The sequence below is a fragment of the Chromobacterium vaccinii genome, from assembly GCF_000971335.1.
Classification (GTDB): domain Bacteria; phylum Pseudomonadota; class Gammaproteobacteria; order Burkholderiales; family Chromobacteriaceae; genus Chromobacterium; species Chromobacterium vaccinii.
Window position 1 is genome coordinate 62,913 of sequence record NZ_JZJL01000008.1, and the last position, 25,884, is coordinate 88,796.

The 25,884-nt window shown below is 62.3% G+C and carries 23 protein-coding genes; 10 read left to right on the forward strand and 13 right to left on the reverse strand.

Annotated features, from left to right (window positions below; all coding sequences use genetic code 11):
- Nucleotides 1-29: 29 nt before the first annotated feature.
- From VL52_RS05890 to VL52_RS05915, 6 genes are all read right to left on the reverse strand, one after another.
- Nucleotides 30-1,481, reverse strand: a complete 1,452-nt coding sequence (locus tag VL52_RS05890) for a 4Fe-4S binding protein (RefSeq protein ID WP_144410171.1) — start codon at nucleotides 1,479-1,481, stop codon at nucleotides 30-32.
- Nucleotides 1,478-2,302, reverse strand: a complete 825-nt coding sequence (locus VL52_RS05895; protein WP_021476860.1) for an FTR1 family iron permease — start codon at nucleotides 2,300-2,302, stop codon at nucleotides 1,478-1,480. The genes VL52_RS05890 and VL52_RS05895 overlap by 4 nt, the downstream gene beginning before the upstream one ends.
- Before the next feature lie 18 nt (nucleotides 2,303-2,320).
- Nucleotides 2,321-2,656 (reverse strand): cupredoxin domain-containing protein, encoded by a 336-nt coding sequence (locus tag VL52_RS05900; RefSeq protein ID WP_046156169.1) that lies wholly within the window; start codon nucleotides 2,654-2,656, stop codon nucleotides 2,321-2,323.
- A 101-nt stretch (nucleotides 2,657-2,757) separates the two neighbouring features.
- Nucleotides 2,758-3,303, reverse strand: a complete 546-nt coding sequence (locus VL52_RS05905) for an iron transporter (RefSeq protein WP_021476858.1) — start codon at nucleotides 3,301-3,303, stop codon at nucleotides 2,758-2,760.
- A 212-nt stretch (nucleotides 3,304-3,515) separates the two neighbouring features.
- Complete coding sequence (gene asnB / locus VL52_RS05910; protein WP_046156170.1) at nucleotides 3,516-5,372, reverse strand: asparagine synthase (glutamine-hydrolyzing); 1,857 nt, start codon at nucleotides 5,370-5,372, stop codon at nucleotides 3,516-3,518.
- Between the two features lie 89 nt (nucleotides 5,373-5,461).
- Complete coding sequence (locus VL52_RS05915) at nucleotides 5,462-6,661, reverse strand: MFS transporter (RefSeq protein ID WP_046156171.1); 1,200 nt, start codon at nucleotides 6,659-6,661, stop codon at nucleotides 5,462-5,464.
- A 96-nt stretch (nucleotides 6,662-6,757) separates the two neighbouring features.
- On the opposite strand from VL52_RS05915, the gene VL52_RS05920 reads away from it, so the two are divergent.
- Complete coding sequence (locus VL52_RS05920; RefSeq protein WP_046156172.1) at nucleotides 6,758-7,531, forward strand: AraC family transcriptional regulator; 774 nt, start codon at nucleotides 6,758-6,760, stop codon at nucleotides 7,529-7,531.
- Between the two features lie 352 nt (nucleotides 7,532-7,883).
- Here the strand turns inward: VL52_RS05920 and VL52_RS24410 are convergent, their stop codons facing one another.
- The gene (locus tag VL52_RS24410; RefSeq protein ID WP_144410172.1) at nucleotides 7,884-8,243 is read right to left on the reverse strand and encodes a hypothetical protein; all 360 of its coding nucleotides are present in this window, start codon (nucleotides 8,241-8,243) and stop codon (nucleotides 7,884-7,886) included.
- Between the two features lie 672 nt (nucleotides 8,244-8,915).
- Complete coding sequence (wrbA, locus tag VL52_RS05935; protein WP_046156221.1) at nucleotides 8,916-9,512, reverse strand: NAD(P)H:quinone oxidoreductase; 597 nt, start codon at nucleotides 9,510-9,512, stop codon at nucleotides 8,916-8,918.
- Nucleotides 9,513-9,610: 98 nt separating this feature from the next.
- Between wrbA and VL52_RS05940 the strand changes: the two genes are divergently transcribed.
- Nucleotides 9,611-10,819, forward strand: coding sequence for a YihY family inner membrane protein (locus VL52_RS05940; RefSeq protein ID WP_046156222.1), 1,209 nt, complete (start codon nucleotides 9,611-9,613; stop codon nucleotides 10,817-10,819).
- On the opposite strand, the gene VL52_RS05945 is transcribed toward VL52_RS05940, so the two are convergent.
- Both VL52_RS05945 and VL52_RS05950 read right to left on the reverse strand, forming a co-directional pair.
- Nucleotides 10,771-11,574, reverse strand: coding sequence for a DUF3025 domain-containing protein (locus tag VL52_RS05945; protein ID WP_046156223.1), 804 nt, complete (start codon nucleotides 11,572-11,574; stop codon nucleotides 10,771-10,773). The two genes, VL52_RS05940 and VL52_RS05945, sit on opposite strands and share 49 nt — an antisense overlap.
- Before the next feature lie 34 nt (nucleotides 11,575-11,608).
- Nucleotides 11,609-13,585: a sensor domain-containing diguanylate cyclase gene (locus tag VL52_RS05950; RefSeq protein WP_052729174.1), complete on the reverse strand. Its 1,977-nt coding sequence runs from the start codon at nucleotides 13,583-13,585 to the stop codon at nucleotides 11,609-11,611.
- Nucleotides 13,586-13,734: 149 nt separating this feature from the next.
- Between VL52_RS05950 and cysG the strand changes: the two genes are divergently transcribed.
- From cysG to VL52_RS23770, 8 genes are all read left to right on the forward strand, one after another.
- Nucleotides 13,735-15,147, forward strand: coding sequence for a siroheme synthase CysG (gene cysG, locus VL52_RS05955; RefSeq protein WP_046156175.1), 1,413 nt, complete (start codon nucleotides 13,735-13,737; stop codon nucleotides 15,145-15,147).
- Between the two features lie 98 nt (nucleotides 15,148-15,245).
- Nucleotides 15,246-15,653: a PTS sugar transporter subunit IIA gene (locus VL52_RS05960; protein WP_031296747.1), complete on the forward strand. Its 408-nt coding sequence runs from the start codon at nucleotides 15,246-15,248 to the stop codon at nucleotides 15,651-15,653.
- The gene (locus tag VL52_RS05965) at nucleotides 15,640-15,909 is read left to right on the forward strand and encodes an HPr family phosphocarrier protein (RefSeq protein WP_021478263.1); all 270 of its coding nucleotides are present in this window, start codon (nucleotides 15,640-15,642) and stop codon (nucleotides 15,907-15,909) included. The genes VL52_RS05960 and VL52_RS05965 overlap by 14 nt, the downstream gene beginning before the upstream one ends.
- A gap of 174 nt (nucleotides 15,910-16,083) precedes the next feature.
- Complete coding sequence (ptsP, locus tag VL52_RS05970) at nucleotides 16,084-17,820, forward strand: phosphoenolpyruvate--protein phosphotransferase (RefSeq protein WP_046156176.1); 1,737 nt, start codon at nucleotides 16,084-16,086, stop codon at nucleotides 17,818-17,820.
- A complete protein-coding gene (locus VL52_RS05975) occupies nucleotides 17,804-19,201 on the forward strand; it encodes a glycosyltransferase family 4 protein (protein ID WP_235429215.1) in 1,398 nt (465 codons plus the stop codon). Before ptsP ends, VL52_RS05975 begins: the two co-directional genes overlap by 17 nt.
- Nucleotides 19,198-20,286, forward strand: a complete 1,089-nt coding sequence (locus VL52_RS05980) for a glycosyltransferase (RefSeq protein WP_052729175.1) — start codon at nucleotides 19,198-19,200, stop codon at nucleotides 20,284-20,286. The genes VL52_RS05975 and VL52_RS05980 overlap by 4 nt, the downstream gene beginning before the upstream one ends.
- Nucleotides 20,287-20,301: 15 nt before the next feature.
- The gene (locus tag VL52_RS05985; RefSeq protein WP_046156177.1) at nucleotides 20,302-21,267 is read left to right on the forward strand and encodes an NAD-dependent epimerase/dehydratase family protein; all 966 of its coding nucleotides are present in this window, start codon (nucleotides 20,302-20,304) and stop codon (nucleotides 21,265-21,267) included.
- A gap of 87 nt (nucleotides 21,268-21,354) precedes the next feature.
- Complete coding sequence (locus tag VL52_RS23770; protein WP_160298917.1) at nucleotides 21,355-22,530, forward strand: O-antigen ligase family protein; 1,176 nt, start codon at nucleotides 21,355-21,357, stop codon at nucleotides 22,528-22,530.
- Between the two features lie 190 nt (nucleotides 22,531-22,720).
- On the opposite strand, the gene VL52_RS23775 is transcribed toward VL52_RS23770, so the two are convergent.
- From VL52_RS23775 to rfaQ, 3 genes are read right to left on the reverse strand one after another with little or no spacing between them, the layout of a single operon-like run.
- Complete coding sequence (locus tag VL52_RS23775; RefSeq protein WP_082113649.1) at nucleotides 22,721-23,575, reverse strand: glycosyltransferase family 32 protein; 855 nt, start codon at nucleotides 23,573-23,575, stop codon at nucleotides 22,721-22,723.
- Between the two features lie 53 nt (nucleotides 23,576-23,628).
- Nucleotides 23,629-24,717, reverse strand: coding sequence for a glycosyltransferase (locus VL52_RS06000; RefSeq protein WP_046156180.1), 1,089 nt, complete (start codon nucleotides 24,715-24,717; stop codon nucleotides 23,629-23,631).
- Nucleotides 24,714-25,808: a putative lipopolysaccharide heptosyltransferase III gene (gene rfaQ, locus VL52_RS06005; RefSeq protein WP_052729176.1), complete on the reverse strand. Its 1,095-nt coding sequence runs from the start codon at nucleotides 25,806-25,808 to the stop codon at nucleotides 24,714-24,716. The genes VL52_RS06000 and rfaQ overlap by 4 nt, the downstream gene beginning before the upstream one ends.
- Between the last annotated feature and the right edge of the window lie 76 nt (nucleotides 25,809-25,884).

Sequence of the window (25,884 nt, forward strand, 5' to 3'; positions counted from 1 at the left end):
TCGCACAGCCTCCCGCCTCAACCAAGCGCTCACCACCACCAGAACATGAAGCCCCAGGCGCAGTCGACCAGCGCCAGCGCGCCGCAGAACGGCAGCAGCGCGGCCCAGCGGCGCAGGCCGCTGTTCCAGCGCGACAGAATGCCGAAGGCCAGCCGCAGCGCCCACAGATTGGCCCCCGCCAGCAGCGCCAGGCGCGCGTCGTTGACCCAGTGCATGCCGAAGCCTTCGGCCTTCAACAGCGTCACCGTCAGCGCCGACAAGCCGAGGAACACGCCGCAGCCGGCCAGCGGGATCAGCGCCTGCGCCAGGTGGTGCAGCCGTTGGGTTCGCCAGCGGCCGGACGCGAGCACCGCCAGCGCCAGCGAGGCCAGGATGCCGGTGCCGAGCACCAGCGCGGTGGCGGCGACGTAGGCGATCAGCGACGCGCCGTCCAGCCAGGAGAACACGTCGTTGTGCTGCGGGTAGTGGGTGAGCAGCCACCACGGCGCCTCGGTGTCCAGCGGCCACATGATGTCGCGGTCCACCAGCCATTCGGCCGCGCCCTGTTTCAGCGCGACGAACCAGGGACTCATGGTCCAGTGGAAGGCGCCCATCGCCACGCCCAAGAGGCCGTAGACGATCAGCGCGGTCTGCCAGCCGTCGGCTTCCTTCTCCGCCACGCGCACCACCTCGTCGCTGGACGAGCGCAGGCTCAGTTCGATCGCGCCGCGGTGGTCGCTGCAGCGGCCGCACATATGGCAGCCGCTGCCGCCCTGCATGTGGCGCAAGGGTTGCAGCGGCGCGCAGTCCACCGCCGGCGTCCGCTCATGCGAGGCTTTCCAGGCGGCCTCGTCGACCCGGTAGTACAGCGGCGCCAGCTTGGACAAGAGGCCGAACACGCCGTTGACCGGGCACAGGTGGCGGCACCAGGCGCGTTTGCCGCGGGTGTAGACGAAGCCGACGGCGATGGCGGCTACGGTGGAGCCGCCCAGCACCAAGAGCGCCGCTTTCGGGTATTGGTAGACGCTGACCAGCTGGCCGTAGACCGTGGTCAGCACAAAGGCGACGAAAGGCCAGCCGCCCCAGCGCATCCAGCGCGGGATCGGCCGTCCCATGCCCTTGCGCGCCGCCCATTCCGACAGCGCGCCCTCCGGGCACAGCACGCCGCACCACAGCCGGCCGAACAGCACCATCGACAGCAGCACGAACGGCCACCAGATGCCCCAGAACACGAACTGGGCGAAGATGGTCAGGTTGTCCCACATCCGCGCCGTGTCTTCAGGCAAGGACAGGCAGGCGGGGACGATCAGCAGGAAAGCGTAGACCAGCACCACCGCCCATTGCAGCTTGCGCAGCAGGGCGGCGTGGTCGCGCAGCCAGACGCCCGCGAGCGCCAGCAGGCCGCGCGGCCGCCGCTCAGGGCTACAGGAGCTGCCGCCCGACGGGGCGGCGGCGATGGGAATCACCCGTTGCGGCGGGCGCTGGGCGCGGCCGGATTTCATGCGGCGACGGCCTGGCGGCGGTTGCGCCACTGGAACAGCGACCAGATCGCCGCCCAGAACAGCGCGTAGGCGAGCAGGCTGGTCAGCGCCGGGTGCGAGCGGTAGCCGGTCAGCGCGGCCACCACGCCGCCGAAGGGGCTCATGTCGTCAAGCAGCGCAGAGCTGTCCCACAGCGGGTCCACCAGCGCCGGCAGCACGTCCATCGAGATCAGCTTCTCCACGCCGGACAGGAACAGCGACGCGCCCAACAGCAGCAGCATGATCTCGGTGACGCGGAAGAACAGCCGCCAGGACAGCACCTTGCCGCCCAGCTGCAGCAGGTAGAAGGTGAGGAAGGCCAGCAGCAGGCCGATCAGGCCGGCCGCGCCCATCTTGGCGAGCTCCATGCCCTGGGCCTCGGCCAGCATGCCGTACAGGAAGACCACGGCTTCGCTGCCTTCGCGGGCGATGGCCAGCGCGGCCAGCACGGTCACGCCCCACCAGTTGTTGCTGGCGGCTTTTTCAGACAAGCCGCTTTCCAGCTCTTTCTTCAGCGTGCGGCCGTGTTCGCGCATCCACAGCACCATTTGCACGATCAGCGCGGCGGCGATGAACACCATGCCGGTCTGGAAGTAGTCCTGAGCGCCGGCCATCAGGCTGCCGGCGGTGAACAGCGCCACGGCCAAAGCCACGGCCATCGCCAGGCCCAGCGCCACGCCGCCCCACAGATAGGGCTTGCCGGCGCGGCCGGCCGGGTTGTGGTTCATCCAGGCATTGAGGATGCCGACCACCAGCAGCGCCTCGACGCTTTCGCGCCAGACGATGAAGAGTACCTGTCCCATTCGCGTTTACCTTTTGTGTTACTTGGCGACGATCACGCCCTGGCCGGTCTTCATGTGGAATTCGTCGAAAAACTTGTATTCGCCCGGCGCCAGCGGCTGGAACACCAGGAAGGATTCGGCGCCGGGGCCCAGCACCTTTTCCTTGCGCAGCGGCGTGCTCTCGAACTCGGCCGGAGTTTTGCCGGTGTTCATCACTTCGATCTTGAATTTCTTGTTGGCCGGCACCACCAGGCGGGCCGGAATCAACTGGCCGTCCTTCATTTGCAGCTTGAATACCGGCATGTCTTCGGCGAACGCCGGGGAAGAGAGCAGGCCGGCCAGCAGGGCGGCGGCCATCAGGCGCAGAACAGTCATCGTTTCGGAGTCCCGGAATGAGAAACAGCGCGGCAGGCCCGCGCCGTCTCCAATTGTATCGCAGTCAAGAATGCTTTGCGTTCACATTCTCACTATGCGGATCAGTAGCCGCCCTTCTTGCCGATGCCGGCGAAGGTGAACTCGTAGTTGACGTCGAACGGCTTGAACCAGGCGGCGACGCCGGTTTCCTTGTCGACGTGGCGGCCGAAGTGGGCGTGCTCATTGGCGGTCGGCGGCATGATGGTGTATTTCAGCTTGTACTTGCCCGGGCCTTGCAGCTTGATGTTGTCGCCGTAGTGCGGGCCGTCGTTGGCCACCATCGGCATCAGTTCGCCTTTCTGGGTCTTGCCGCCGACCTTGGTCAGTTCGTACTTGACCACCAGGTACGGCATCCAGGCGCCTTCTTCGAAGCCGTTCGGATTGTTCTTGGTGGCGTGGATGTCGGCTTCCAGATGCACGTCGGACGCTTCCGGCTTCAGCATCATGCCTTCCGGCTCCATCTTGGTCGGCTGCAGGTAGACGGCGCCGATTTCCATGCCGTTTTTCAGGGCGGGCTTGCCGATCGGGTATTCCTTGGCCATGGCGGCGAAGGAGGCGGACAGGGCGATGCTGGCGACAGCCAGCTGGCAGACAAAGCGACGCATCATGTTTTCCTTATTTAAGTAGGGCGGCAGTACCGGCCGCTGAACTGCATGATAATGCTAGTAATTATCGTTTGCAAACCTTGACCGGCTGGAAATGGCTTGAAAAATCATCAATATATATGATTTTGTCAATTTAATTGTTGAATGGCGTCCCGGATGTCTTGCCGGCTGCGGCGGCGGCCGGACTTGGTCGCCGCCGGGAGGAGGGGCGCTGATCAGCGCAGGGTTAGGCGCAGCTGCCGCAGCTGAGCCAGGCTCTGGTCCAGAATCAGCAGTTGCAGCATCTGCTCGGCCAGATGGCCGGCGCCGTCGCGATAGGCTTGGGCGAAGGCGTCCACCGCCGCGGCGTCCAGCTGCCCCTCGGTGGCCGCGGCCAGCCGCGCGCCCAGGCCGTCGAAGCGCGGGGCCAGGCTGGTTTGCAGCCAGCCGGACAAGGGCGGGTTGAAGCCACGCTTCTTGCGCTGGAAGAAGTCGGCCGGCAGCGCCGGGTGGATCGCGCGGCGGAAGATCAGCTTGGCCGGCTTGGTGTAGCGTTCGGCGGCGGAGGTCGCCAGCAGACGTTGGTAGAAGCCGTGGTCCAGCAGCGGCGCGCGGCCTTCGAGGCCGTGGGCCATCGTGCACAGGTCGGACTTTTGCAGGATGTAGTCGGGCAGGTAGTTGGCGAAGTCCAGCTCCAGCAGCTGGTGCAGGCCGGGCGCGCCGTCTTTGGGCTCCGGGCCGATGTCGTCGGGCGCGCGCCAATGGCACAGCTTTTCCAGCTTGCGGCCGCCTTGCAGGAAGCTGCGTTGTCCCGGCGTGAAGCCGGAGAAGCGCAGCGAATAGGCGCTTTTCCAGTCCATCGCCAGCTCGGTGGCCAGCTTGCCGCGCTTGCTGTCCAGCTGCGGCTTGATCGGCAGCGGCAGGCGGATGTTTTGCCGCCAGCGGGTGCGCAGATGCTTGCCCATGCGTTTGTAGCCGGCCAGCATTTCATCGCCGCCGTCGCCCACCAGAACTACCTTGACATGCTTGGTGACCTCCCGCGCCAGATACCAGGTGGGGAAGCTGGACGGATCGGCGAAGGGCTGGTCCAGGTCGGCGACGATGCGATCGAAATCGGCGGCCAGGTTTTCTGGCATCTCCACTCGCACATTGGGCAGGCCCATGCGCTGGGCGGAGTCGGCGGCGTCGCCGGACTCGTCCATGCCCGAGCCGGGGAAGGCGGCGGTGAAGCTGGAGAATTGCGTCAGCTGCTGGGTGGCGAGCCGGCTGGCGATCACGGTGGAGTCAATGCCGCCGGACAGCAGCACGCCCAGCGGCCGGTCGGCCACGGTGCGCATCGCCACCGCGCGGTCCAGTTCCGGCAGCCAGTCGCCGGATTCCGCCTTCGGCTGCCAGTAGCGCTGCTTGCTCAACTGGCGGCTGTTCAGGTCGAATTCCAGCCGGTAGCCGTTCTCCAGCCGCTGGATGTGGCTGAACACGGTGGCCGGGGAGGGGATGTAGCGGTGGGCGAGGTAGGCGTCTATCGCCGCCGAGTTGAAATCGCGCTGGTCGGCCGGCAGGAAGGGCAGCACCGCGCGCACCAGCGAGCCGTAGGCGAAGTTTCCATCCCGCAGCGAGTACAGCAGCGGCTTCTCGCCCATGCGGTCGCGGGCCAGGTGGACCTTGCCGCTGCGCTTGTCCAGGATGGCGAAGGCGAACATGCCGCGCAGCCGCGCGAGCAGGCCCTCGATGCCCCAGGCCTGGTAGCCGCGCAGGATGAACTCGGTGTCGGCATGGGTGCGGAAGACGGCGCCGCCGGCTTCCAGTTCGGCCTTGCCGGCCTCCCAGTCGTAGACCTCGCCATTGTAGCAGATCCAGACCTGGCCGTCGTCGCTGGCCATCGGCTGGTTGGCCACCGGGCGCGGGTCGATGATGGCCAGGCGGGCGTGCAGCATCGCGTTGCGGATGGCGTCGTCGCCGGCCGGGTTCAGCGCCGCGTCCAGCAGCAGCCGGCTGGCGTCATCCGGGCCGCGGCGGCGCAACTCGTCCAGCATCGCTTGCGGGACGGCGGGATTGACGGGGCTGCGCGAGAAAAATCCGGCGATTCCACACATGATGACTGCGTTTCCAAACGCGCGGGGCGGCCAGGCGCCCCGCTTGGGTTTTCAATGCCGCGCAGTATCCGGCGCGCCGCCGGACGGTGTCAAACCCTGGCCTTGCGATGCAGGTCCGGCAGCGCCACCGCCGCGATGCCCAGCAAGGGGAGGAAGGCGCACAGCTGGTAGACGAACTCGATGCCTCTGAGGTCGGCCAGTTCGCCCAGCACCGCGGCGCCGATGCCGCCGATGCCGAAGGCGAAGCCGAAGAACATGCCGGATACCATGCCCACCTTGCCCGGCAGCAGCTCCTGAGCGTAGATCAGGATGGCCGGGAAGGCCGAAGCCAGAATGAAGCCGATGGGCAGCGACAGCGCGGCGGTCCAGAACAGGTTGGCGTGCGGCAGCGCCAGCGCCAGCGGCGCCACGCCCAGGATGGAGAAGCCGATTACCCGCTTGCGGCCGATGGCGTCGCCGATCGGGCCGCCCAGCACGGTGCCGGCGGCCACCGCGAACAGGAACAGGAACAGGTACAGCTGCGCCGACTGCATGCCCACCTGGAAATGGTGGATCAGGTAGAAGGTGTAGTAACTGGTGATGCTGGCCAGATAGAAGTGCTTGGAGAATACCAGCAGGAGCAACAGCAGCAGCGTCAGCTTGACCCGGGCGGAGGACAGGTCGGGCGGGGCGACGACGCTGGCCTTCTTGGCCTGGCGCTGCTGATGCGCGTACCACTGGCCGACGCGGAACAGCACGTACATCGCCAGCAGCGCGGCCAGGCCGAACCAGGCCACGCTGCGCTGGCCCAGCGGAATCACGATCAGCGCCGCCAGCAGCGGTCCGGTGGCGCTGCCGGCGTTGCCGCCCACCTGGAAGATGGACTGGGCGAGGCCGGGACGGCCGCCGGACGCCATCCGCGCCACCCGCGACGATTCCGGATGGAAGATGGACGAGCCGGTGCCCACCAGCGCGGCGGCCAGCAGCAGCAGTGGGAAGCTGGAGGCGCTGGACAGCAACAGCAGGCCGATCAGCGTGGAGCTCATGCCGAATACCAGCGAGTAGGGCTGGGGGCGCTTGTCGGTATAGATGCCCACCAGCGGCTGCAGCAGCGAGGCGGTGCACTGGTAGGTGAAGGTCATCAGGCCGATCTCGGCGAAGCTGAGGTGGTAGTTGCCCTTTAGCAGCGGGTATAGCGCCACCAGCAGCGACTGCAGCATGTCGTTGAGAAAATGGGAAAAACTGATCGCGCCGAGCACGCGGAAGCGGGTGTCCTGCGGGGCGGCGAGCGTGGGACTGCTGGTGGTCATCGTGCAATACTCATTCGGGGTGGTGGAACCATGCTAGCAAGCACATTCCCGCCAGTCCTGCGAAAATGAGGCAACTATCTTATCGAAAGAGGCAGAGTGGACAGCCTGGAGCCCCGAGACGAGTTCGACCTGGGAGAGGAGCCGGTGGTGGGCAAGCCGCGCGACTACCCGGCCGGCAAGGAAACCGAACGCCATCGCCATCCCACCGCCCAGCTCTTGTACGCGGTGGAGGGCCTGATGCTGGTCGGCACCGAGCGCGGCCAGTGGGTGGTGCCGCCGACGCGCGCCATCTGGCTGCCGATCGGCACCTGGCACCAGGTGAGCATGGTCAGCCCGGTGCGGATGCGCAGCATTTACGTGCGCGGCGACCGGTTGGAGGGCCTGCCTGCCGACTGCAGCGTGCTGGAGGTGTCGCCGCTGCTGCGCGAGTTGATCGTCGCCGCGGTGGCGGTGGGGCGAGTCTGTCAGTCCGGTTCGCGCGACGAGAAGGTGATGGACCTGCTGCTGGCGGAAATCGGCCGCGCGCCGGTGCTGCCGCTGTCGCTGCCGCAACCGGCGTCCGCCGCGCTGCGCCAGCTGTGCGACGTCTGGCTCGCGCATCCGGACGACGCGCGCGGCGCGGCCGAGTGGGCGCGCGAGCTGGCGCTGGACCCGCGCACGCTGCAGCGCCGCTTCCGCCGCGAAACCGGCCTCAGCTTCGGCCAGTGGCGGCGTCAGGCGCGGCTGATGCTGGCGCTGCAGCGGCTGGCTTGCGGCGACAGCGTATTGAAGGTGGCGCTGGACCTGGGCTACGCCAGCCCCAGCGCCTTCGCCACCATGTTCAAGCGCGAGCTGGGCGCGCCGCCGAGCAGCTTCTTCGCCGCCTCGTAGGGTGCGTCACCCCGCAGGGGCGGTGCACCGTGTTGTTCCCGCTTCGCGGAGAATGGTTTTTGGTGGGGTTGACCGCAAGGCAGGCGGGTAGTATTGGGTAGGGGGATGTTTAGCAACGCGCGATGTTGTGTCCACTGCGCGGACGATGTGTTAGGTGCAGGTTCCGCCCGTTTGCCGGGTGGAACCTGAACTCCAACATCGTCCTGGACGCGGATTCCTGGCGCAATTTAACTGCGCCGCCGCTCGGCGTTAGTGAGGCTCTGCGTTCGCTACCGGCAGATTATGCCTGCAACGCTTGTGGGAGACGCTGGGCTTCATTCTATCCCGTCCCGGCTGCAGATATTGCCGGATATTATTTTTGACCCAGAGTGAAGTCAGGTTCCTTGGCTTGTTTAGCCGCTGCGGCAACGGCAGCAACCGTGCCCCTCACCGCATAGAATTGTCCTGAGCTGGGGCTAGCCGTAGCGTAGCCCTGAATGCCATCCAAGGCGTTGCGGGTCACATTCGCTGCGTAAACTAAGCCAGGGGCGCTGTTGAAGTTCCAGAACACCATGCCTTCATTCTGTATCCAGCGGCCGCCTCCAGACGAGTAGGTCCAAGAACCGTCTGCATTAAAGGTCCAAACCGTGGAGCTGTTGTGAACCGGGCTGCCTGTATTGCCCCAGTCGACATAGCCAGTCCAAGTACCAACAATACTCGTTGCGGATGACATATAAGTTCTCCTTGAAACGGATATCATGGTTGAGCACTGACGAATCCAGTGCATTGCGCAAAGCCGTAGCGGGCGGACATGCAAGGATACGCGCACTACGGCAGAAAACCGCCGGAAACCAGCGGAATCAGAAGCTGGAGGTAGCCCGCAAAATCATGAGGAAGCTTTTCGTCGAGAGGCTGATAAACCATTTGGCGTGGCTATTCCCAGAGACTCGCTGGAGAATCCATGCACTGAACGACCGGGACGCGATGAAGGCAAGATCGCAAAAATCCGCAGCAAGCCTGAAATATTCTATGCATGTGGCCACATGCCAAGTCGATCGGCGCGGGCCGTGCGGCAGACAGGCGCCATCGCATGGTTTATCGGATGGACAGCTATGCTCTATCTCGCATTGAAAATGATTGTGGGATGCGGGGTAGGCTAAGAGTTGGGTATTAAAATGTCAAATGAATTATTTGGGGGTGTGCGTAGCTGGCGTCATTGACGTGATTCTCCAATGGGGCTGGAGGGGCTGGCCGTTGGGCGGCCATGCCCGCATCTGGTGCAATGTGGATTTAGACCCGCTGACAAAACTCCTGATCCTGCGTCGCGCCTCCTTGTCGTATGACTGGTACTGCCTGCGCCGGCGCGCCTTGGCTCAGGCGCGAAACGGAATGTTGTAGGCCGCTCTTATTTTGCCGCCAACTTCTCCGCCAACTCCGCCAATCGCTTCCCCTGCGCCAAGGCCAGCGCCTTCTCATGCTCGCTGATCGGCCGGTCGCTCTGGGGGCCGGCCAGATGGCTGACGCCGTAAGGCGTGCCGCCGGTCTGGGTGGCGAGCAGCGCGGCTTCGGAATAGGGCAGGCCGGCGATCACCATGCCGTGGTGCAGCAGCGGGATCATCATGGTCAGCAGCGTGGCTTCCTGGCCGCCGTGCAGCGAGGAGGTGCTGGTGAACACGCAGGCCGGCTTGCCGGACAGCGCGCCCTGCATCCATTCGCCGCTGGTGCCGTCCAGGAAGTACTTCATCGCCGACGCCATATTGCCGAAGCGGGTGGGGCTGCCCAGCGCCAGGCCGGCGCAATCGATCAAATCCTGCCGCTCGACGTAAGGCGCGCCGCCGTCGGGGATGGCCGGCTCGACCGCCTCGCATACCGAGGAGACCTTGGGCACGGTGCGCAGCCGCGCCTGGCAACCGGGCACGCCGTCCACGCCGCGGGCGATCAGCCGCGCCAGTTCGCGGGTGGCGCCGTGCTGGCTGTAATACAGCACCAGAATATCTAGCATGATGACCTCTATATCGCATTTGATCGCCGCATGATAGGGCAAAGCGGCCTGCCTTGCCTCCCTTGCTTCGCGGCGGCTTTGGCATTACCTTTGCCGCCATGCAAGTTCAACGCCTAGAACCCTATTTCGGCTTCGCCCGCTTCATCTCGCGCCGCATGAGCTGCCTGCGCGTGCTGCAGGTGTCGGGCAGCCTGACCTTCACCACGCTGCTGGCGCTGGTGCCGCTGTTCACCATCGCGCTGTCGGTGATTTCGGCGTTTCCGGTGTTTTCCGACTACAGCACCCGCTTCAAGATCATGCTGCTGTCGACGCTGGTGCCGGAATTCGCCGGCAAGGTGATCACCGTCTACATGCGCCAGTTCGCCGACAACGCGGAAAAGCTCACCGCCGCCGGCATCGTGATGCTGGGCGTCACCGCGCTGATGCTGATGTCCACCATCGAACGCACCTTCAACGCGATCTGGGGCGTGCGCCGTGGCCGGCCGTGGCTGCAGCAGAGCATGGTGTACTGGACGGTGCTGACGCTGGGGCCGCTGGTGCTGGGCGGCAGCCTGCTGTCCTGGCGTTGGCTGTTCCGCGTCACCCGTTTCGAGAGAAACCTGCCGCTGCTGGCGGGGCTGGTGGAAACCGGCGGCACTATCGTGCTGACGGCGCTGGTGCTGGCGCTGCTATACCGCATCGTGCCCAACCGCTTCGTGCCCTTCCGCCACGCGGTGTGGGGCGCGCTGGTCACCGCGGTGCTGCTGGAGCTCACCAAGATGGGCTTCGGCTTCTACATCGGCCAGGTGGCCAGCTACCAGCTGGTGTACGGAGCTTTCGCCAGCATTCCGATCTTCCTGCTGTGGGTGTATTGCCTGTGGCTGGTGGTGCTGGCCGGCGCGGTGTTCACCTCGGCGCTGTCCTATTGGGAAGGCGGCGCGTGGCGCCGCCGCAACGAGCCGCACCGCCGCTTCCAGGACGCGCTGGAACTGTTGCTGCTGCTGGATGCCGCCCATGAGCGCGGCGAGGCGATGACGCCGCGCCAGCTGCGGGAGCAGGTGAAGGTGGGGTATGACGAACTGGGCCTGGTGCTGGACCGGCTGGCGCTGCGCGGCTATGTGCAAAAGGGCCACGGCGACGCCTGGGTGCTGATGCGGCGCGCGTCGGCCATCAATCTGTCGGACCTGTTCCAGCTCTTCGTCTACCGTCGCGACGCCAGCGGCGGCGACGCGCTGGATCAGACTCTGGCCGAGCTGCTGGGGCCGCTGACCGACCAGCTTCAGGCGGTGACCGTGGCCGACTTGGCGCGGCGGGTCGGCCGGAAATAATCGGCATTGTCGTAGAAGGCCGGGTTTTCGTTGTCCGGCCACCAGCCCGGGATGCCCAGAAGCGGCAACGGGCACAGCGCGCGCGGGCTGGCGAGAAAGCCGTCGTCGTCCAGCCGCGCGGCCAGTTCCGCGTCCAGCCTGTCCGCCTGTTCTTCGGCGAGCAGCTCGAAAAAGCCTGCCTCCACTTCCATGATCAGCGCCTTGCCGCACCAGCCCAAGTGCGGCGTCAGCCCGGTTTCCATCAGCGCGTGGCCCAGCGTGTGGGCGGCGATGCGCCGCCCCCAGTCGTCGCGGCGTTCGATGAACAGCTCGCGCCAGCGCATATCGTCCAGCAATTGGCCCAGTCGCGGATCGGCGACTGCCACGATGACTCCGCATTCGTCGAGCAGGGTGGCGGCGTCGCGCAGCGGGCCGCGCTTCGCCTCGCCGCGCGCGATCGCGCGGACGTGGCGGCGGTTCAGCGCCGCCTTGGCGCGCGGCCAGGCCAGCCAGGCCAGCGCGTTGAACCAGTCGTGCCAGTTTCGCGCGCGGCTGGGGACTTCGCCGGTCGCTCCGATATGCATCTCGTAATAGGCGTCCGGCTCCAGTTCGCAGACGAAGCGCAGGCCGGCCGGCAGCGGCGCGCCGGCGGCGCGGGCGCGGTCCCGCAGCGCATCGTAGCCAGCCTGGTCGGGCCAGTCGGCTAACGGAGGGACGAAGCGCCGCGCCGGGCAGTACAGCGGATGGGACAGGTAATCGGTATGCCAGCGGTTCACGGTCAAGCGGGGATGAGCGGTTGAAGCCGGCATTCTAGCCCGAATGGGCGGGCGCCGCGCCGCTGACGCGGTTGCGGCCGTCGCGTTTGGCCTGGTACAGCTGCTTGTCGGCGCGGCCCAGCACTTCGTCGATGTCGGTCTCATCGGCGCGGCGCTCGGCGACGCCGATGCTGACGGTGTAGCCCAGCGTGCCGGTGGCGGTAGCCAGCCTGGCGGAGGAGGTGAGGCCGCGCAGGCGCTCCGCCACCTGGCGCGCGTCGTCGAGGCTGGTGTCCGGCAGCACCGCGGCGAACTCTTCGCCGCCCAGGCGGCCGCACAGGTCGCTGGCGCGCAGCACTTCGCGGCAGACCTGGGAGAAATGGCGTATCACTTCGTCGCCGATGGCGTGGCCATAGTGGTCGTTGATGTCCTTGAAGCGGTCCAGGTCCATCATCAGCACGCTCATCCGGCCGCCGTGCCGGCGGCTGCGCTCGATCTCGCGGTCGGCCAGCTCGATGAACTGGCGGCGGTTGTTCAGCTCGGTCAATCCGTCCTGGGTGGCCAGCCGGTACAGCTGTTTTTCGTGGCCGTCGCGCTGCAGCGCGATGGCGATGATGCGGGTGATGCGCTGGGCCAGCGCCAATTCTTCCTGGGACGGGCTGCGCGGCTCGCGGTAGTAGGTGGCCAGCGTGCCCAGCAACTGGCGGTCGCTGGAGAAAATGGGCATCGACCAGCAGGCGCGCAGGCCGAACGGCTGCACCTTGTGCAGCGCGTGCGCCCACAGCGGGCTATTCAGGATGTCGTCGACGACGATGGTGCGCTTCCAGTGGGCGGCGGTGCCGCAGGAGCCGACGCTGGGGCCGACCATCACGCGCTCGGACAGCTTGCGGTAGGCCGGCGGCAGGCTCAGGCCGGCGGCGAAGCGCAGCGACTGGCCGTTTTCTTCCAGCAGCAGCACGGCGCACATCGCGCCAGGCTGTTGCGACTCCATCATCTGGCAGATCTGTTCAAGGGTTTGCGGCAGCGGGTGGTTGCCGGCGATCATTTCCAGCACCTCGTTTTCCTCGGCCAGCAGCCGCTCGCCCTGGCGGGTGGCGGTGACGTCGCGATCCACCGACAGGATGGATTTGAGCATGCCGGCCTTGTCGAACTCGGGGAACAGGCGGATCTCGAAGATGTGGCGCTGTTGGCCGTGCTGCAGTTCCAGCTCGAAGCGGCGCGCCTCCCAGTTGTTGATCAGCAGCTGGCATTCCTGCTCGAAGCGGGCGCTGGCCTCGTTCGACCAGCCTTTCTCGCGCGGCGTCTTGCCCAGATGTTCTTCCAGCGGCAGTTCGGAGAAGCGGCTGACGCTGCGGTTGATGAACAGGCAGCGCAGCTCCAGATCGTAGCGGGCGATGATGTCCTCGGCGTTTTCCACCAGGGTGCGGAACTGCTGCTCGCGCTGCAGCATCGCGGCTTCGTCGTGCTTGCGCGCGGTGATCACGCGGCAGATCGCAGTCAACTGCTGCACCTTGCCGTTGCGCCAGCTGGGCTGCAAATTCATTTCCAGCCATTCCCAGTGGCCGCTGTGGTGGCGGATGCGCATTTCGTAGCCGGTTTCCGGCGTGCCCGGCGGATGCTGGAGCAGGTTGGAGAACAGCTGGCGGTCTTCGGGATGCAGCAGCATCAGCCAGCGGGCGCAGTTCATGCCGCGGGTATGGGCGGGCAGCCCCAGCAGCCGTTGCAGGGTGTGGACGCTGCCGCGCACGTATTGCTGCGCCAGATCGAATTCCAGCAATCCCAGGCAGGCATCCTGCAGGGTGGCGCGCGCCTTGCGCCGCTGATTCCGGCCGTGCAGCCACAGCGCGCCGCAGCACAGCGCGGCCAGCCAGCCGGTCTGGCCCAGCAGCAGCGCGCGCTGGTCGGCCGCCAGCGCGGATAGCAGCAGAGGCAGGCACAGCAGGGCGGAAATGGCCGATTGGCGGACAAAGGTACGGGGAATCAAACTGCGCTCCACGGCGACGGCGGCGAATCGAAACGGGAATTTTGACATCAGCGAACCCTCGGCCCCCGTATGAGTCGGCTTTGCCGCGGTTTAGCGTCGTATTTATGCAACAAATACAGTATGCTTGGACGATATTGGCGCGCCTGGCGCGCGGCGCGCGGACAAGGCGGCAATCGCCCCCTGGCATGGAGTGTGGCATGGAGTTTTTCCCGATATTTCTCAAGCTGCGGGAGCAGCGCTGCCTGGTGGTGGGCGGCGGAGAGGTGGCTTTGCGCAAGACCCGGCTGCTGTTGGCGGCCGGCGCTTCGTTGCGGGTGGTCGCGCCGGAGCTGGCGCCCGAGCTGGCCGACCTGGCCGAAAGCGGCGAGCTGGAGCATGTCTCCGGGCGCTACTCGCCCGCGTTGCTGGACGGCTTGCGGCTGGTGGTGGCCGCCACCGACGACGCCGAGGTCAACCGAGCCGTGGCGGCCGACGCCGAGGCGCGAGGCATCCTGGTTAACGTGGTGGACGACGCAGAAGCGTCGCGTTACATCAGCCCGGCGATCATCGACCGCTCGCCGCTGATGGTGGCGGTGGCCAGCGGCGGCAGCGTGCCGGTGCTGGCGCGCTCCATCCGCGCGCGGCTGGAAAGCCTGATCCCGGCCGGTTACGGCCGGCTGGCGCGCTTCGGTTCCTCGTTCCGCGACGCGGTCAAGGCGCGCTTTCCCGATGTCGACGCCCGCCGCCGCTTCTGGGAGACGGTGCTGGAAGGACCGCTTGCCGACGCGGTGATGAATGGCGACGAGGCGGCGGCGCGGGCCGAAATGGAAGCGCGCATCGCCGCCGGCGGCGCGGACCGCGCCGGCGCGGTCTATCTGGTGGGCGCCGGTCCCGGCAATCCCGATCTGCTGACCTTCCGCGCGCTGCGGCTGATGCAGCAGGCCGACGTGGTGCTGTACGACAAGCTGGTGGCGCCGGAACTGCTGGAACTGGTGCGGCGCGACGCCGAGAGGGTCTATGTCGGCAAGGCGCGCGCCAATCACGCGCTGCCGCAGGACGACATCAATCAGCTGTTGGTGGATCTGGCGCGGCAAGGCAAGCGGGTGCTGAGGCTTAAGGGTGGCGATCCGTTCACTTTCGGCCGCGGCGGCGAGGAGATCGCCACGCTGGCCGAGCACGGCATCGCCTTCGAAGTGGTGCCCGGCATCACTTCCGCCAGCGGCGCGGCCGCCTATGCCGGCATCCCGCTGACCCACCGCGATTACGCGCAGTCGGTGACCTTCGTCACCGGCCACAAGCAGGACGGCTCCATAGACCTGGACTGGCAGGCGTTGACCCGCCCGCACCAGACTGTGGTGGTGTACATGGGCGTGTCCACCGCGGCAGAGCTGTGCCAGGCCTTCGTCGACAACGGCCGCGCGGCGGCCACGCCGGCGGCGGCGGTGGAGTGGGCCACTACCGAGCGCCAGCGCGCGGTGTGCGGCACTTTGGCCACGCTGCCGGGTCTGATGGCCTCGCACGGCATCGCGTCGCCGGCGCTGATCATCGTCGGAGAAGTGGTGGAATTGGCGGACAAGCTGGCCTGGTACCGCCGCAGCGAGAATTCAGCTGTTACAATTCAGGAAGATTGATTTCGCGGATGCGCGGCGCGCCGGTTTGTCCGGCGTCGCCGCGCGGTTCAAATCAAGCGGCCGGACGGGTTCTGGCCCATCAAATCGAAGACTCGGGCATGGTAGGTGTTCTGATAATTGCACATGGGGACCTGGGACGTAGCCTGGCGGATTGCGCCAAGCACATCCTGGGCCGAGAGCCGGATAATCTGGCGGTAATGGCTGTGGACAAAACCGAAGACCCGGAGCGCAAGCTGGCCGAGGCGCAGGGCCTGGTGGACGGGTTGGACGGCGGCGATGGCGTGGTGGTGCTGACCGACATGTACGGCGGCACTCCGTCCAATATCGCCAGCCGGCTGATCCGGCCGGGCCGCGTCGAGGCGGTGGCCGGCGCCAGCCTGCCGATGGTGGTGCGAGCGCTGTGCTACAGCAGCCAGCCGCTGGAAATCGTCGTCAGCAAGGCGATCACCGGCGGCCTGGAAGGCGTGCTTTATATAATCCCGGGGGAAGGTAATGCTGCGATCTGAAGTCGAAATCATCAACAAGCTGGGCCTGCACGCGCGCGCCTCGAGCAAGTTCACCCAGCTGGCCAGCCGTTACAAAAGCGATATTTTCATTTCCCGCAACAACCGCCGCGTCAACGGCAAGAGCATCATGGGCGTGATGATGCTGGCGGCGGCCAAGGGGGCCACGATCGAGCTGGAAATCAGCGGCGATGACGAACAACAGGCGCTGGAGGCGCTGACCGCGCTGATCAACAACCGCTTCGACGAAGCGGAGTGAGAGGCGAGGGGATGGGAGGCCGGATTTCCCCGGCTTTCAGGGAGCCCGCTTGAGGCTGTCGACCCGCATGCGCGGGCCGTCCGGGATGTGGGCGGCAGGCGACGGTCAGGCACCTTTCGGGCGGAGACAGCGGCAGGCACAGCACAATAACACCGGCCTGCCAGGGAGGGGGAAATGAGCATCATCCTGCACGGGGTAGCGATAGGCGGCGGCATCGCCATCGGCCGGGCCCACTTGATTTCGCGCAGCATGGACGATGTTGCGCATTATCTGCTGGAAGACGATGAGATTCCCGCGGAAAAGACGCGTTTCGACGAGGCGGTGAAGGCCACCCGCAAGGAGCTGGAGATGCTGTGGGGCAGCATCCCGGAGAACGCCCCGGCGGAGCTCGGCGCCTTCCTGTCGTTGCACATCATGCTGCTGGGCGATGTGACCATCTCGCGCGAGCCGCGAGAGATCATCGAAAAGCAGCGTTGCAACGCCGAGTGGGCGTTGAAGCTGCAGTGCGATCACCTGATCGAGCAGTTCGACGCGATCGAGGAAGACTACCTGCGCGAACGCAAGAACGACGTGCTGCAGGTGGTCGAGCGCATTTTCAAGAATCTGGACGGCGACGCGCCGCAGTTGCCGGCGCCGGAAGACCTGGTCGACGACCACATCCTGGTCGCGCACGACCTGTCGCCGGCCGATATGGTCTATTTCAAGGATTCCAACTTCGCCGCCTTCATCACTGACGTCGGCGGCGCCACCTCGCATACCGCCATCCTCGGCCGCAGCCTGGACTTGCCGTCGGTGATCGCGCTGCACCACTCGCGGGAGCTGATCCGCGAGGATGAGATGATCATCGTCGACGGCGAGCAGGGCGTGGTGATCATCAACCCGGACGCGCTGGTGCTGACCGAATACCGCCGCCGCCAGCGCGCCTGGCGCGGCGCGCGGCGCAAGCTGTCTTCCATCCGCAAATCCAACGCGGTGACCCGCGACGGCACGGTGATCGAACTCTTGGCCAATATCGAGCGGCCGCAGGATGTGGAGGAGGTGCGCGAGTCCGGCGTGGTGGGCATCGGCCTGTTCCGCAGCGAATTCCTGTTTCTGGGGCGCGACACGCTGCCCACCGAAGACGAGCAGTTCGAGGCCTACCGCCACGTGGCGACGGCGATGAAGGGCATGCCGGTCACCATCCGCACCATGGACCTGGGCGCGGACAAGAGCCCCAAGTGGCTGAACCACTGCCAGGCGGAGAACCCGGCGCTGGGGCTGACCGGTATCCGGCTGTGCCTGGCCGAGCCCTTGATGTTCCGCGCCCAGTTGCGCGCGCTGCTGCGCGCCTCGGTGCACGGCAAGATCCGCGTACTGTTTCCGATGCTGAACTCGCTGCCGGAGCTGAAGCAGGCGCTGGTCCAGTTCGAATACGCCAAAGAGGAACTGCGCGACGAGGGCATCGCCTACGCCGACGACGTCGAAGTGGGGGCGATGATAGAAATTCCTTCGGCGGCGCTGGTGGCCGGCAGCCTGGCCAAGCACGTCGATTTCCTGTCCATCGGCACCAACGACCTGATCCAGTACACGCTGGCCATCGACCGCAACGACGATACCGTCAGCCATCTGTACGATCCCATCCATCCGGCGGTGCTGAAGCTGATCCTGCACACCATCAAGACCGGCATCAAGGCCAACCTGCCGGTGTCTGTTTGCGGCGAGATGGCGGGCGACGCGCGCCTGACGCGGCTGCTGCTGGGCATGGGCCTGCGCAAGTTTTCGATGCATCCGGCCAATCTGTTGTCTGTCAAGCAGCGGGTGCTGACCAGCCATCTGGACGAGATCGCGCCGATTGCGACGCGCATGCTTAGATCAGAAGACCCTGATAAAATAGCCGATCTGTTGCAAATGCTGAATGCAGAGCCGGATTGATCCGGCTTTTTTTAATCATGCATTTATTGGCCTCTGGAGCTGGGTTGTGCGTGCCAAATGCCGCCAAATCCTGTGGCCAGGGGCGAACGCTTGTCCGTTTCTGCCGCCTCTCTCGGGGTGCCGGGTGTCGAGCTTCTTGCTGCGAGCAGGGGGATCGTATTCATCGCTTTTGTTTAGGGTTGTCGCCGTATTCATGATTCGTTTAGCAATCGTTCGCCAAAAATACAATCCGGCCGGAGGGGCCGAGCGTTTCGTCAGTCGCGCGCTGAATGCCTTGCGCGAGCACGGCGAGCTCGACCTGCATCTGATCGCCCGCCGTTGGGAGAAACTGGAGGGCGTGACCGCGCATCCGGCCTCGCCTTTCTACCTAGGTAATGTCTGGCGCGACTGGGGGTTTGCCCGGGCCGCAAAGCGTATTTGGCTGAGGGAGCGTTTCGATCTCGTCCAGTCGCATGAACGGATTCCTGGCTGTGATGTCTATCGCGCTGGGGATGGCGTGCATCGACAGTGGCTGACGCTGCGGGCTCGCCGGATGTCTTGGCTGCGTAGGCTGTCACTCTCGCTCAATCCTTATCACCGCTATATTTGCAGCACCGAGTCCGAGATGTTTCTTCATCCGCGGCTGAGGCTGGTGATTTGCAATTCCATGATGGTCAAGCGTGAGATCATCGACTATTTCGGCCTGCCTGAAAGCCGTATCGTGGTGATATACAACGGAGTCGATCTGAACGCTTTTCACCCGAGTCTCCGTCAGACGCACCGTCAATCGATGCGGCAGGAGTGGGGGATCGCGGAGTCGGCTCCCTTGTTGTTGTATGTCGGCTCGGGGTTTGATCGAAAGGGCGTCGCGCGCGCGTTGCGCGCGGCGGCGAAACAGTCCGAGGCGCATTTGATGATCGTGGGCGGCGACAAGCGCATCGAGCGCTATCGTAGCTTGGCGCGTCGATTGGGAATGGAGGCACGGGTCCGGTTCGCCGGACCGAGGCAGGATGTCAAGCCATTCTACGGCATGGCGGATGGTTTTATTCTGCCCACGCTGTATGATCCCTTCCCCAATGTCTGCATCGAGGCGCTGGCCAGTGGCTTGCCTATCTTAACCACGAAGCAGTGCGGCGGTGCCGAGCTGGTTCGGCAGGGATGGAATGGCTGGGTTTGTGACGCGTTGGACGAGTCGGCTTTGTCGAGCCAGATTGGCGAATGGTTGAGCTTGCGTTCCCGCTGGGCGGATTTGTCGGAGGCCGCGCGCCGCTCGGCGGAGCCGCTGAGCATGGAGGTGATGGGCGCGCGCCTGCTGTCCTGCTATCGCGAGTTGCTGGGAGCCGAGGGCCTGGATATGGGTCGTTCTGCCAGCGCCTCAGCGGGAGAGGAACGTTCGCAATGAAGAAGATCCTGATGGTATCCGATATCCTGTCGGGCTTCGGAGGGACAGAGGCCGCGATCGCGCGGACGGCGCGTTTGCTGGAGCGTGAGTGTGGCGCCAAGACGGAGGTTTTTCTCCATGGCCGGTCCGGCAGCGGCGACTTCGACTGGTTGAGGGATACGAAACATACGATCTGGGCGACTGCCGTACGCAACCACAAGCTGCAGCAGCTTTTGGCAGCTTGGGCGCTGGCGCGGCGGATCCGCCAGACGCGGCCGGACATGGTACTTGCCGTCACGCCGGTTTCGTGCCGGATTGCACGTTGGGGGGTGGGCTGGTCGCGTTTGCGTCTGCCACTTGTGTCCTGGATGCACACCTGTGTGGGCTATAAAAAGCAGTATTTGTTGCTGGCGGACAGCCACCTTGCGATTAGCACGGATATCGCCGAACAGTTTCAAGCGCTGGGCGCTGACGCTCACGATGTTCACATGGTTTTTAATCCAGTCAGTGCAAGCAACATGACGATTCCGCGTCCAGAGCGCGGAGCGGAACTCGTGTATGTGGGCAGAGTCAATTTTCGCTACCAGAAGAATTTGAAGGAGTTGCTGGATGGGTGCGCCAGGCTGGTGGGCGACTGGCGCTTGCATGTTGTGGGAGACGGCCAGGACGCGGAGATATGCAAGCAATACGCGGAGAGTCTAGGCATCGCGCCGCGCGTAATCTGGCATGGCTGGCAGAGGGATCCATGGCGCTACGTTCATGACGAGATTGGATGCGCGTCTTGCATGGTGTTGTGCTCAATGGAGGAGCCATTTGGCCTAGTGTTGGTGGAGGCTTTGGCACGAGGCGTTTTTTGCGTGTCAGCCCGTTGTGTAGGCGGCCCTAGGGACATTCTGAGAGATGGGGATAACGGCATGCTGTATTCCCCTAATGACGTGGCCGCATTGACGGTGTGTCTGCAAAGAGTGGTGGATGGAATGGATTTTCCCCCAGCTCAGTATCTGAAAAGCTCTGTTAGTTGTTTTCATGATGATAAGTTTGTGCGGAATTTTTACGAAAAGCTGATGCTGGCGGAGCAAAGCTATCATCAGGTCGAGGCTAAATAGCCTCAGGGTGGATATATGAAGATATTGGTAACTGGCGCGGCAGGTTTTATTGGTCGCGCGGTATGCGAGGCGTTGTTGCGCCGTTCTGGAGTCATGGTCTTCGGCATTGACAATCTGAATGATTATTACGCGGTTGAGCTAAAAAATGCGCGGCTGGCGACTTTACAGGGGTTGCCAGGTTTTTATTTCCATAAGTTGGATATTGCCGACTGGGCGGGAATGGAGGCGTTGTTTGCACAGGAAAGATTCGATTACGTAATCCATCTGGCGGCACAGGCCGGAGTTCGTTACTCCTTGCAGAATCCGCATGCTTATGCCGAAAGCAATTTGATGGGTTTTACCAATGTACTGGAAGCCTGCCGCCGATACCCGGTGAAACATCTGGTTTTTGCTGGCTCTTCGAGCATTTACGGTAGCCGGACAGAAGTACCATTCTCCGAGGATCAGCGAGTTGATCTGCCGGTTAGCTTTTATGCGGCCACCAAACGTGCGAATGAATTGATGGCAGCTAGCTACTCGCATCTTTATGGTTTGCCAACGACCAGTCTGCGTTTCTTTACTGTATATGGGCCGTGGGGACGTCCCGATATGGCGCCATGGTTGTTTGTAGATGCTATTTTACATGGGCGCCCAATCAAGGTTTTCAATCATGGCAAAATGCAGCGTGATTTTACCTATATCGATGATATTGTCGAAGGTATTGTGCGAGTGATGGAGCATGTGCCATTTGATGAGCTGCCTCATATGATCTTCAATATTGGCAATCATCAGCCAGTCGAGTTAATGAGATTCATTGAGATTACTGAGCAGGCTTGCGGGCGAGAAGCGGTGAAAGAATATTTCCCTATGCAGGATGGCGATGTACCGATCACCTATGCCGATACTGCACGCTTGAGGGCTGCGGTGGGTTTTGCGCCCTCGACGCCGTTGGATGTTGGGATGCAGCGTTTTGTTGATTGGTTTCGTGCCTTTCACCAGTAATAGTGGTATCTCATGTCCTGTTTAAGAGTGTATCTATTTCCTTTTCCGATTTTTTTAGCTTGTTGCTTATTGATTTGGGATCCCGCGATGGGACGTACTCTTTTCTATGAGCTATCGGGTATCTCGCTTTTATTGCTGCTTGTTGGGTGGTGGCAAGGTTATTTGCAATACGACAAGCGAATTTGGCTTTGGTTGGCGCCCTTGTTGGCTTATCTGGCTATTCTGCAGCTTTGGCTATGGCGGTTCCCCTCTCCGATCCTGGACGATTTGAATCCAGTGCATTTTCGTTATGGCTACCAATTAAAGCTATGGCTGTGTAGTTTGCCTATACTGTTGTTGCCTATGCTCTGGCCGGCGCCCACGGGTTGGCAATGGCCAAGACGTTGGTTGTTGGCGGGGCTGTGGTGTGCTTCGGTTGTGTTAGCTATAGCTTTGCTGTGGGTACGTATTAGGACCGATGGTGGGGTGCCGAGGGTGACTTTGAACGGCATAGTCGAAACTTTGATGGCATTTTTGTTGGTGCCGCTTCATTTGCTTCCCCTATTGTTGACTTTAAGAGGGCGGTTGCGTAGTTGGCAATGGGGTATGTTGTTATTGGTCGTGTTGTTGCAGTTTGGATCTGTGGTTGTCACAGGTACGCGTGCCGCAATGATCGGTTATTCGATTGCCGTGGCAGCTATTGCAGTTTGGCGTTATGGCTGGCGAGGTTTATTGGGCATGGGGGTCGCATTGTTATTGGGGCTGACTTTGGCATGGGGGGGGGTCGCACAAAGAATGGCTGATGTAAAGACAGATTTACATCAGTATGAGCAGGGGCAGATGATGACTTCGCTTGGCATACGTTTTTCTTTGTGGGATTTTGGATGGCAGGCTTTACAGGAACGGCCTGGTGGACAATCTCTCCAGGCTCGTGACGATCTGATGAAAAGGCTGGTCGCGGAAAAACGTGTTGATCACGCGGCGCTTGGGATGAGCACCATACATCTGCACAATGATACGTTGGAGCTTGGTTCGACGTTAGGTTGGGCAGGCGTAATGGGATGGCTTGCGGTGTTGCTAGGTTTCAGTCTGTATACATGGCAGCGTGGCGGAGCATTGGTACCGTTGATGGCATTGAGCTTGGGCGAAGTATTTTATTTTGGCTTGGCCGACAGCATATTATGCAACTGGCAGGCTCATGCACAAGCTTTATTACTCATTGCGATCAGTTTTTATTTGGCACCATTGCTCGATAATGATGGTTGGGGGAGAGGGGTGCGATAATTTCATGTTTTTATACTTGGATGTGAATGTCGGTATAGTATTTGGTGTCTGATAAGCACTTTCTTTTTGGGCGGATTCTTCTTGTTTACCAAGTTTTTGCTTTTAGATAATTTTAAGGATATCAGAGTACTATTTCCTCCCCCTCCTTCCGTTCAAGACTTTGGTTGGTAGGGAGGAGTGTTGCTATTGCTTACTTGGCTGATCGCTTTCTATAGCGACAATATGTCCGGTATAGAAATTGTTGCCAGCGGCCGATATGGACAACCGGGTGGGATAGTTGAGAGTAGTGTTTGCCGAATAGGTTTCGATGCTGATATGTTTGTCCGCTCTTGTCATAAATACTGTAGATAAAACCCATGTTTTTCCCTGCGATCAGATGACGATGGGGATAGCGGCTACGGACTGAGTGAATGGCTTTAGAGTAGGCGATGGGCCCTGTCAGACGGAGTACGCCCGGCTGTCCAGTTTTGTCAAAGATTGGATTGTAGCGTTTGACTCTGCCTAGAACCTGCAAAAGCACTTCCTTGATGAAGGGATGGCCAGGTACGCAGGCGATGAACCATTGGATGTATTCCCCACCTGGAATATGCTTCAATTCCTTATGCAGTCCCCAGCCAATATGGGGGCTTCCTTCACTGTGATCCCATTGGGACAGAAGATAGCTGTCGCTTGGCTGAATCAGCGTATCCAGAGGCTTGAAAATACTGCTTTTTATGTCTAGGTAGACTCCGCCGAAGTGATATAGGCACAGATAGCGAAATAGATCAGCTCTAGCGGCCCCGTAGGCGGGGTCTATTCGTTTCCATGTAGCAAGAACAGCAGATCCGAAAGTGTCGAGAATTAATTTTTCGATATCATTTTGATCATACAGTCTATGCTCCCAGGTTGGATTGATTTTTCGGATGTTGTTGATATTATTTTGCAAATCCTGAGGTATGCTACTGGCGGCGGTATAAATCTGGTGTATGAGCTTGGGAATGCCTTGTTCAGGCATTTTTTGAGGCTGATGATGCTTGATCGCCTGTATTGCGGACGAAAACGACATGATGACTTTCCTAAACTTCCTAGCCGGCAAGCTATGTGAAGCACAATCAGTTACTAAATCAGTGATAAATAATGGTCTACAACCGTTTGCAGCATAAACGGAGCCAGTTGTTCACTGGTGATGCCGGGTGGTGAATCCAATATTCGCCGCATAGCGGTTGCCAACGCCGCGGAGTCGAGAGAGCTCAATCCTGCGGCTTGCATTCCGGTCAGAATTTCAGCCGGCCCCACAGGGCAGTCAGTGCTGATCACAGGTGTGCCGCAGGCCAGCGCTTCGACCAGTACATTGCCAAAACCCTCGTAATCTGAGCTCAACACCAATGCCTGGGCTGCGCGCATATAAGTATAGGGGTTGTCGCTGAATCCGGCATAGACGACCTGATCGGCGATACCCAGCGTTTGTGCTTGGAGGCGCACAGAGTTAATGTCTTCGGGGTTGCCTTGGCCCAGCAGAACGAGTTTGCCCGCGTAGCCGCTGAGCTGAAACGCTTCCAGTAGACGGTCATGGCGTTTTTGCTGGTTGAAGCGGCCCACATGCAAGAGAAAATCCTGCCCGTCGAGCGGGCAGGAATCCTGGGCAAGCTGTTGAATCTTTTTCAGGTCGAATGGGTTGTAGATGGCAACCATCTGCGAAGGGCGAATACCGCAGTTTATGACGTCGCTCTGCAAGGCCCGGCAGACTGTGATCAGCTTGCGGCCGTTGTAGGTGCGAATCAGCTGGCGTTGTTTCAGCCAGCGCCGGAATCTGTTCCTTTCCTGCAATTGTCCTGCCGTCAGTGCGCAGTGCAGGCAAAACCATGCATCGCCTAACCTGGCGCTGGCTGCGACGATGCGGTCTGTCTTTGGCAGGTTAGAGATGGCTAAGTTGATGCGGCGGTCTGCGTAGTACTTGTGCAGCGCGGCGTCGAGCTGGCGCGCGCGGCGTATGATTTCTGTTTGACGCCGCAGCGGCCCCCGGTATCGGTCTTCCACCAGCAAATAATGCACCCCGTCTGGGATGGCATAGTCCAGCTGGGGGGAAAGCGAGGCGATGGTTACATCATGTCCGAGTCGGGCCATCTCTTCAGCAAGGGTCAATACAACTCGTTCGGCGCCACCTCCGGGCAATCCATCAATGACGAATAATATGGTTTTCCTGCTCATGAATGATCTTTCCGGGGCGTGGACAGCAGCTCTTGCGCGGCGGCCAGAACCGGCCCAAGAGGGATGTGGGTCAGGTATCTTTGTTCTGTTGAGGTATCGACAGTGTCGGCGTCGATCAGTTCGCCATAGCTAGCCGCATGAATCAGGCGATGGCGTGTCATCCATGGATGCCATTCATTGACTTTGCTGGGGCCGAACAGGGCGACCGTATCTATGTCCAGGGCCGCAGCCATATGCATGGGCGCGGAATCTACTCCGATAAAGAGTCTGGACTCGCTGATGACTGCGGCGAGCTGATTCAGCGTGAGCCTGCCTGCGAGGGACTGGATTCGGCCAGAACGGGTCTGGGACAGGATGGATGTCGCCATCTGCATTTCAGACAGACTTGGCGCCGCCGTGATGACGATGTGCCACCCAAGTCCGGCAAGCGCTTCGGCCAGTTTGGCGAATCTATCGTCTTCCCAGCATTTGAAGAACCAGCGGGAGGAGGGGTGGATGACGATGAATTCCCCCGTTATGCCCGCTTCGCCCAGCATCGTCCGAACGGCGCGCCTGTCGGCTTCGTTGATCGGCATGACGCAGCGCTGTTCATCGGCAGTCGGTGTGATGCCTAATGGGGTGAGGGAAAGCAGGTTTTGGCTGACAGTGTGCAGACTGTCGCTTGGCGCGATGGGCGCCAGTGCGGTGAAGAAGCGGCGCCAGGGACTGTTGCGCCGTTTCGGATAGTCGAAGCCGATGGCATGGCTGCTGGCCAGCAATTTCGCGAATAGCGCGCCCTGAGTCTGGTCGCTCAGGTGTATCACGATTTGATAGCGGCGACGGTGTAGGGACGCCAGCAGGCGCAACAGGGCAACCAGCTTGCGCCAACCGCGCAATTTGCGGTCGATGCTCCAGATGAGGCTGAGGTCTGGATTGTCTTGCAATAACGGCGCGGTTTCCTGATATACCAACATATCGATCTCGCATTCGGGATAGCGCGATTTCAATGTTCTGGCGACGGGAGTGGTCAACAGGATATCACCGTGATGGCGCAGCTTGATGAGCAGGATCCGGTTCGGAGCTTCAGTCTGTGGCATAGAGTTGATGAGCAAATGACAATTGCCCGCCCCGCGTCCAGTTGAGACTGGAGTACTTGCGGGGAAGGGGGGGATAACCGGCAGAAAGTTT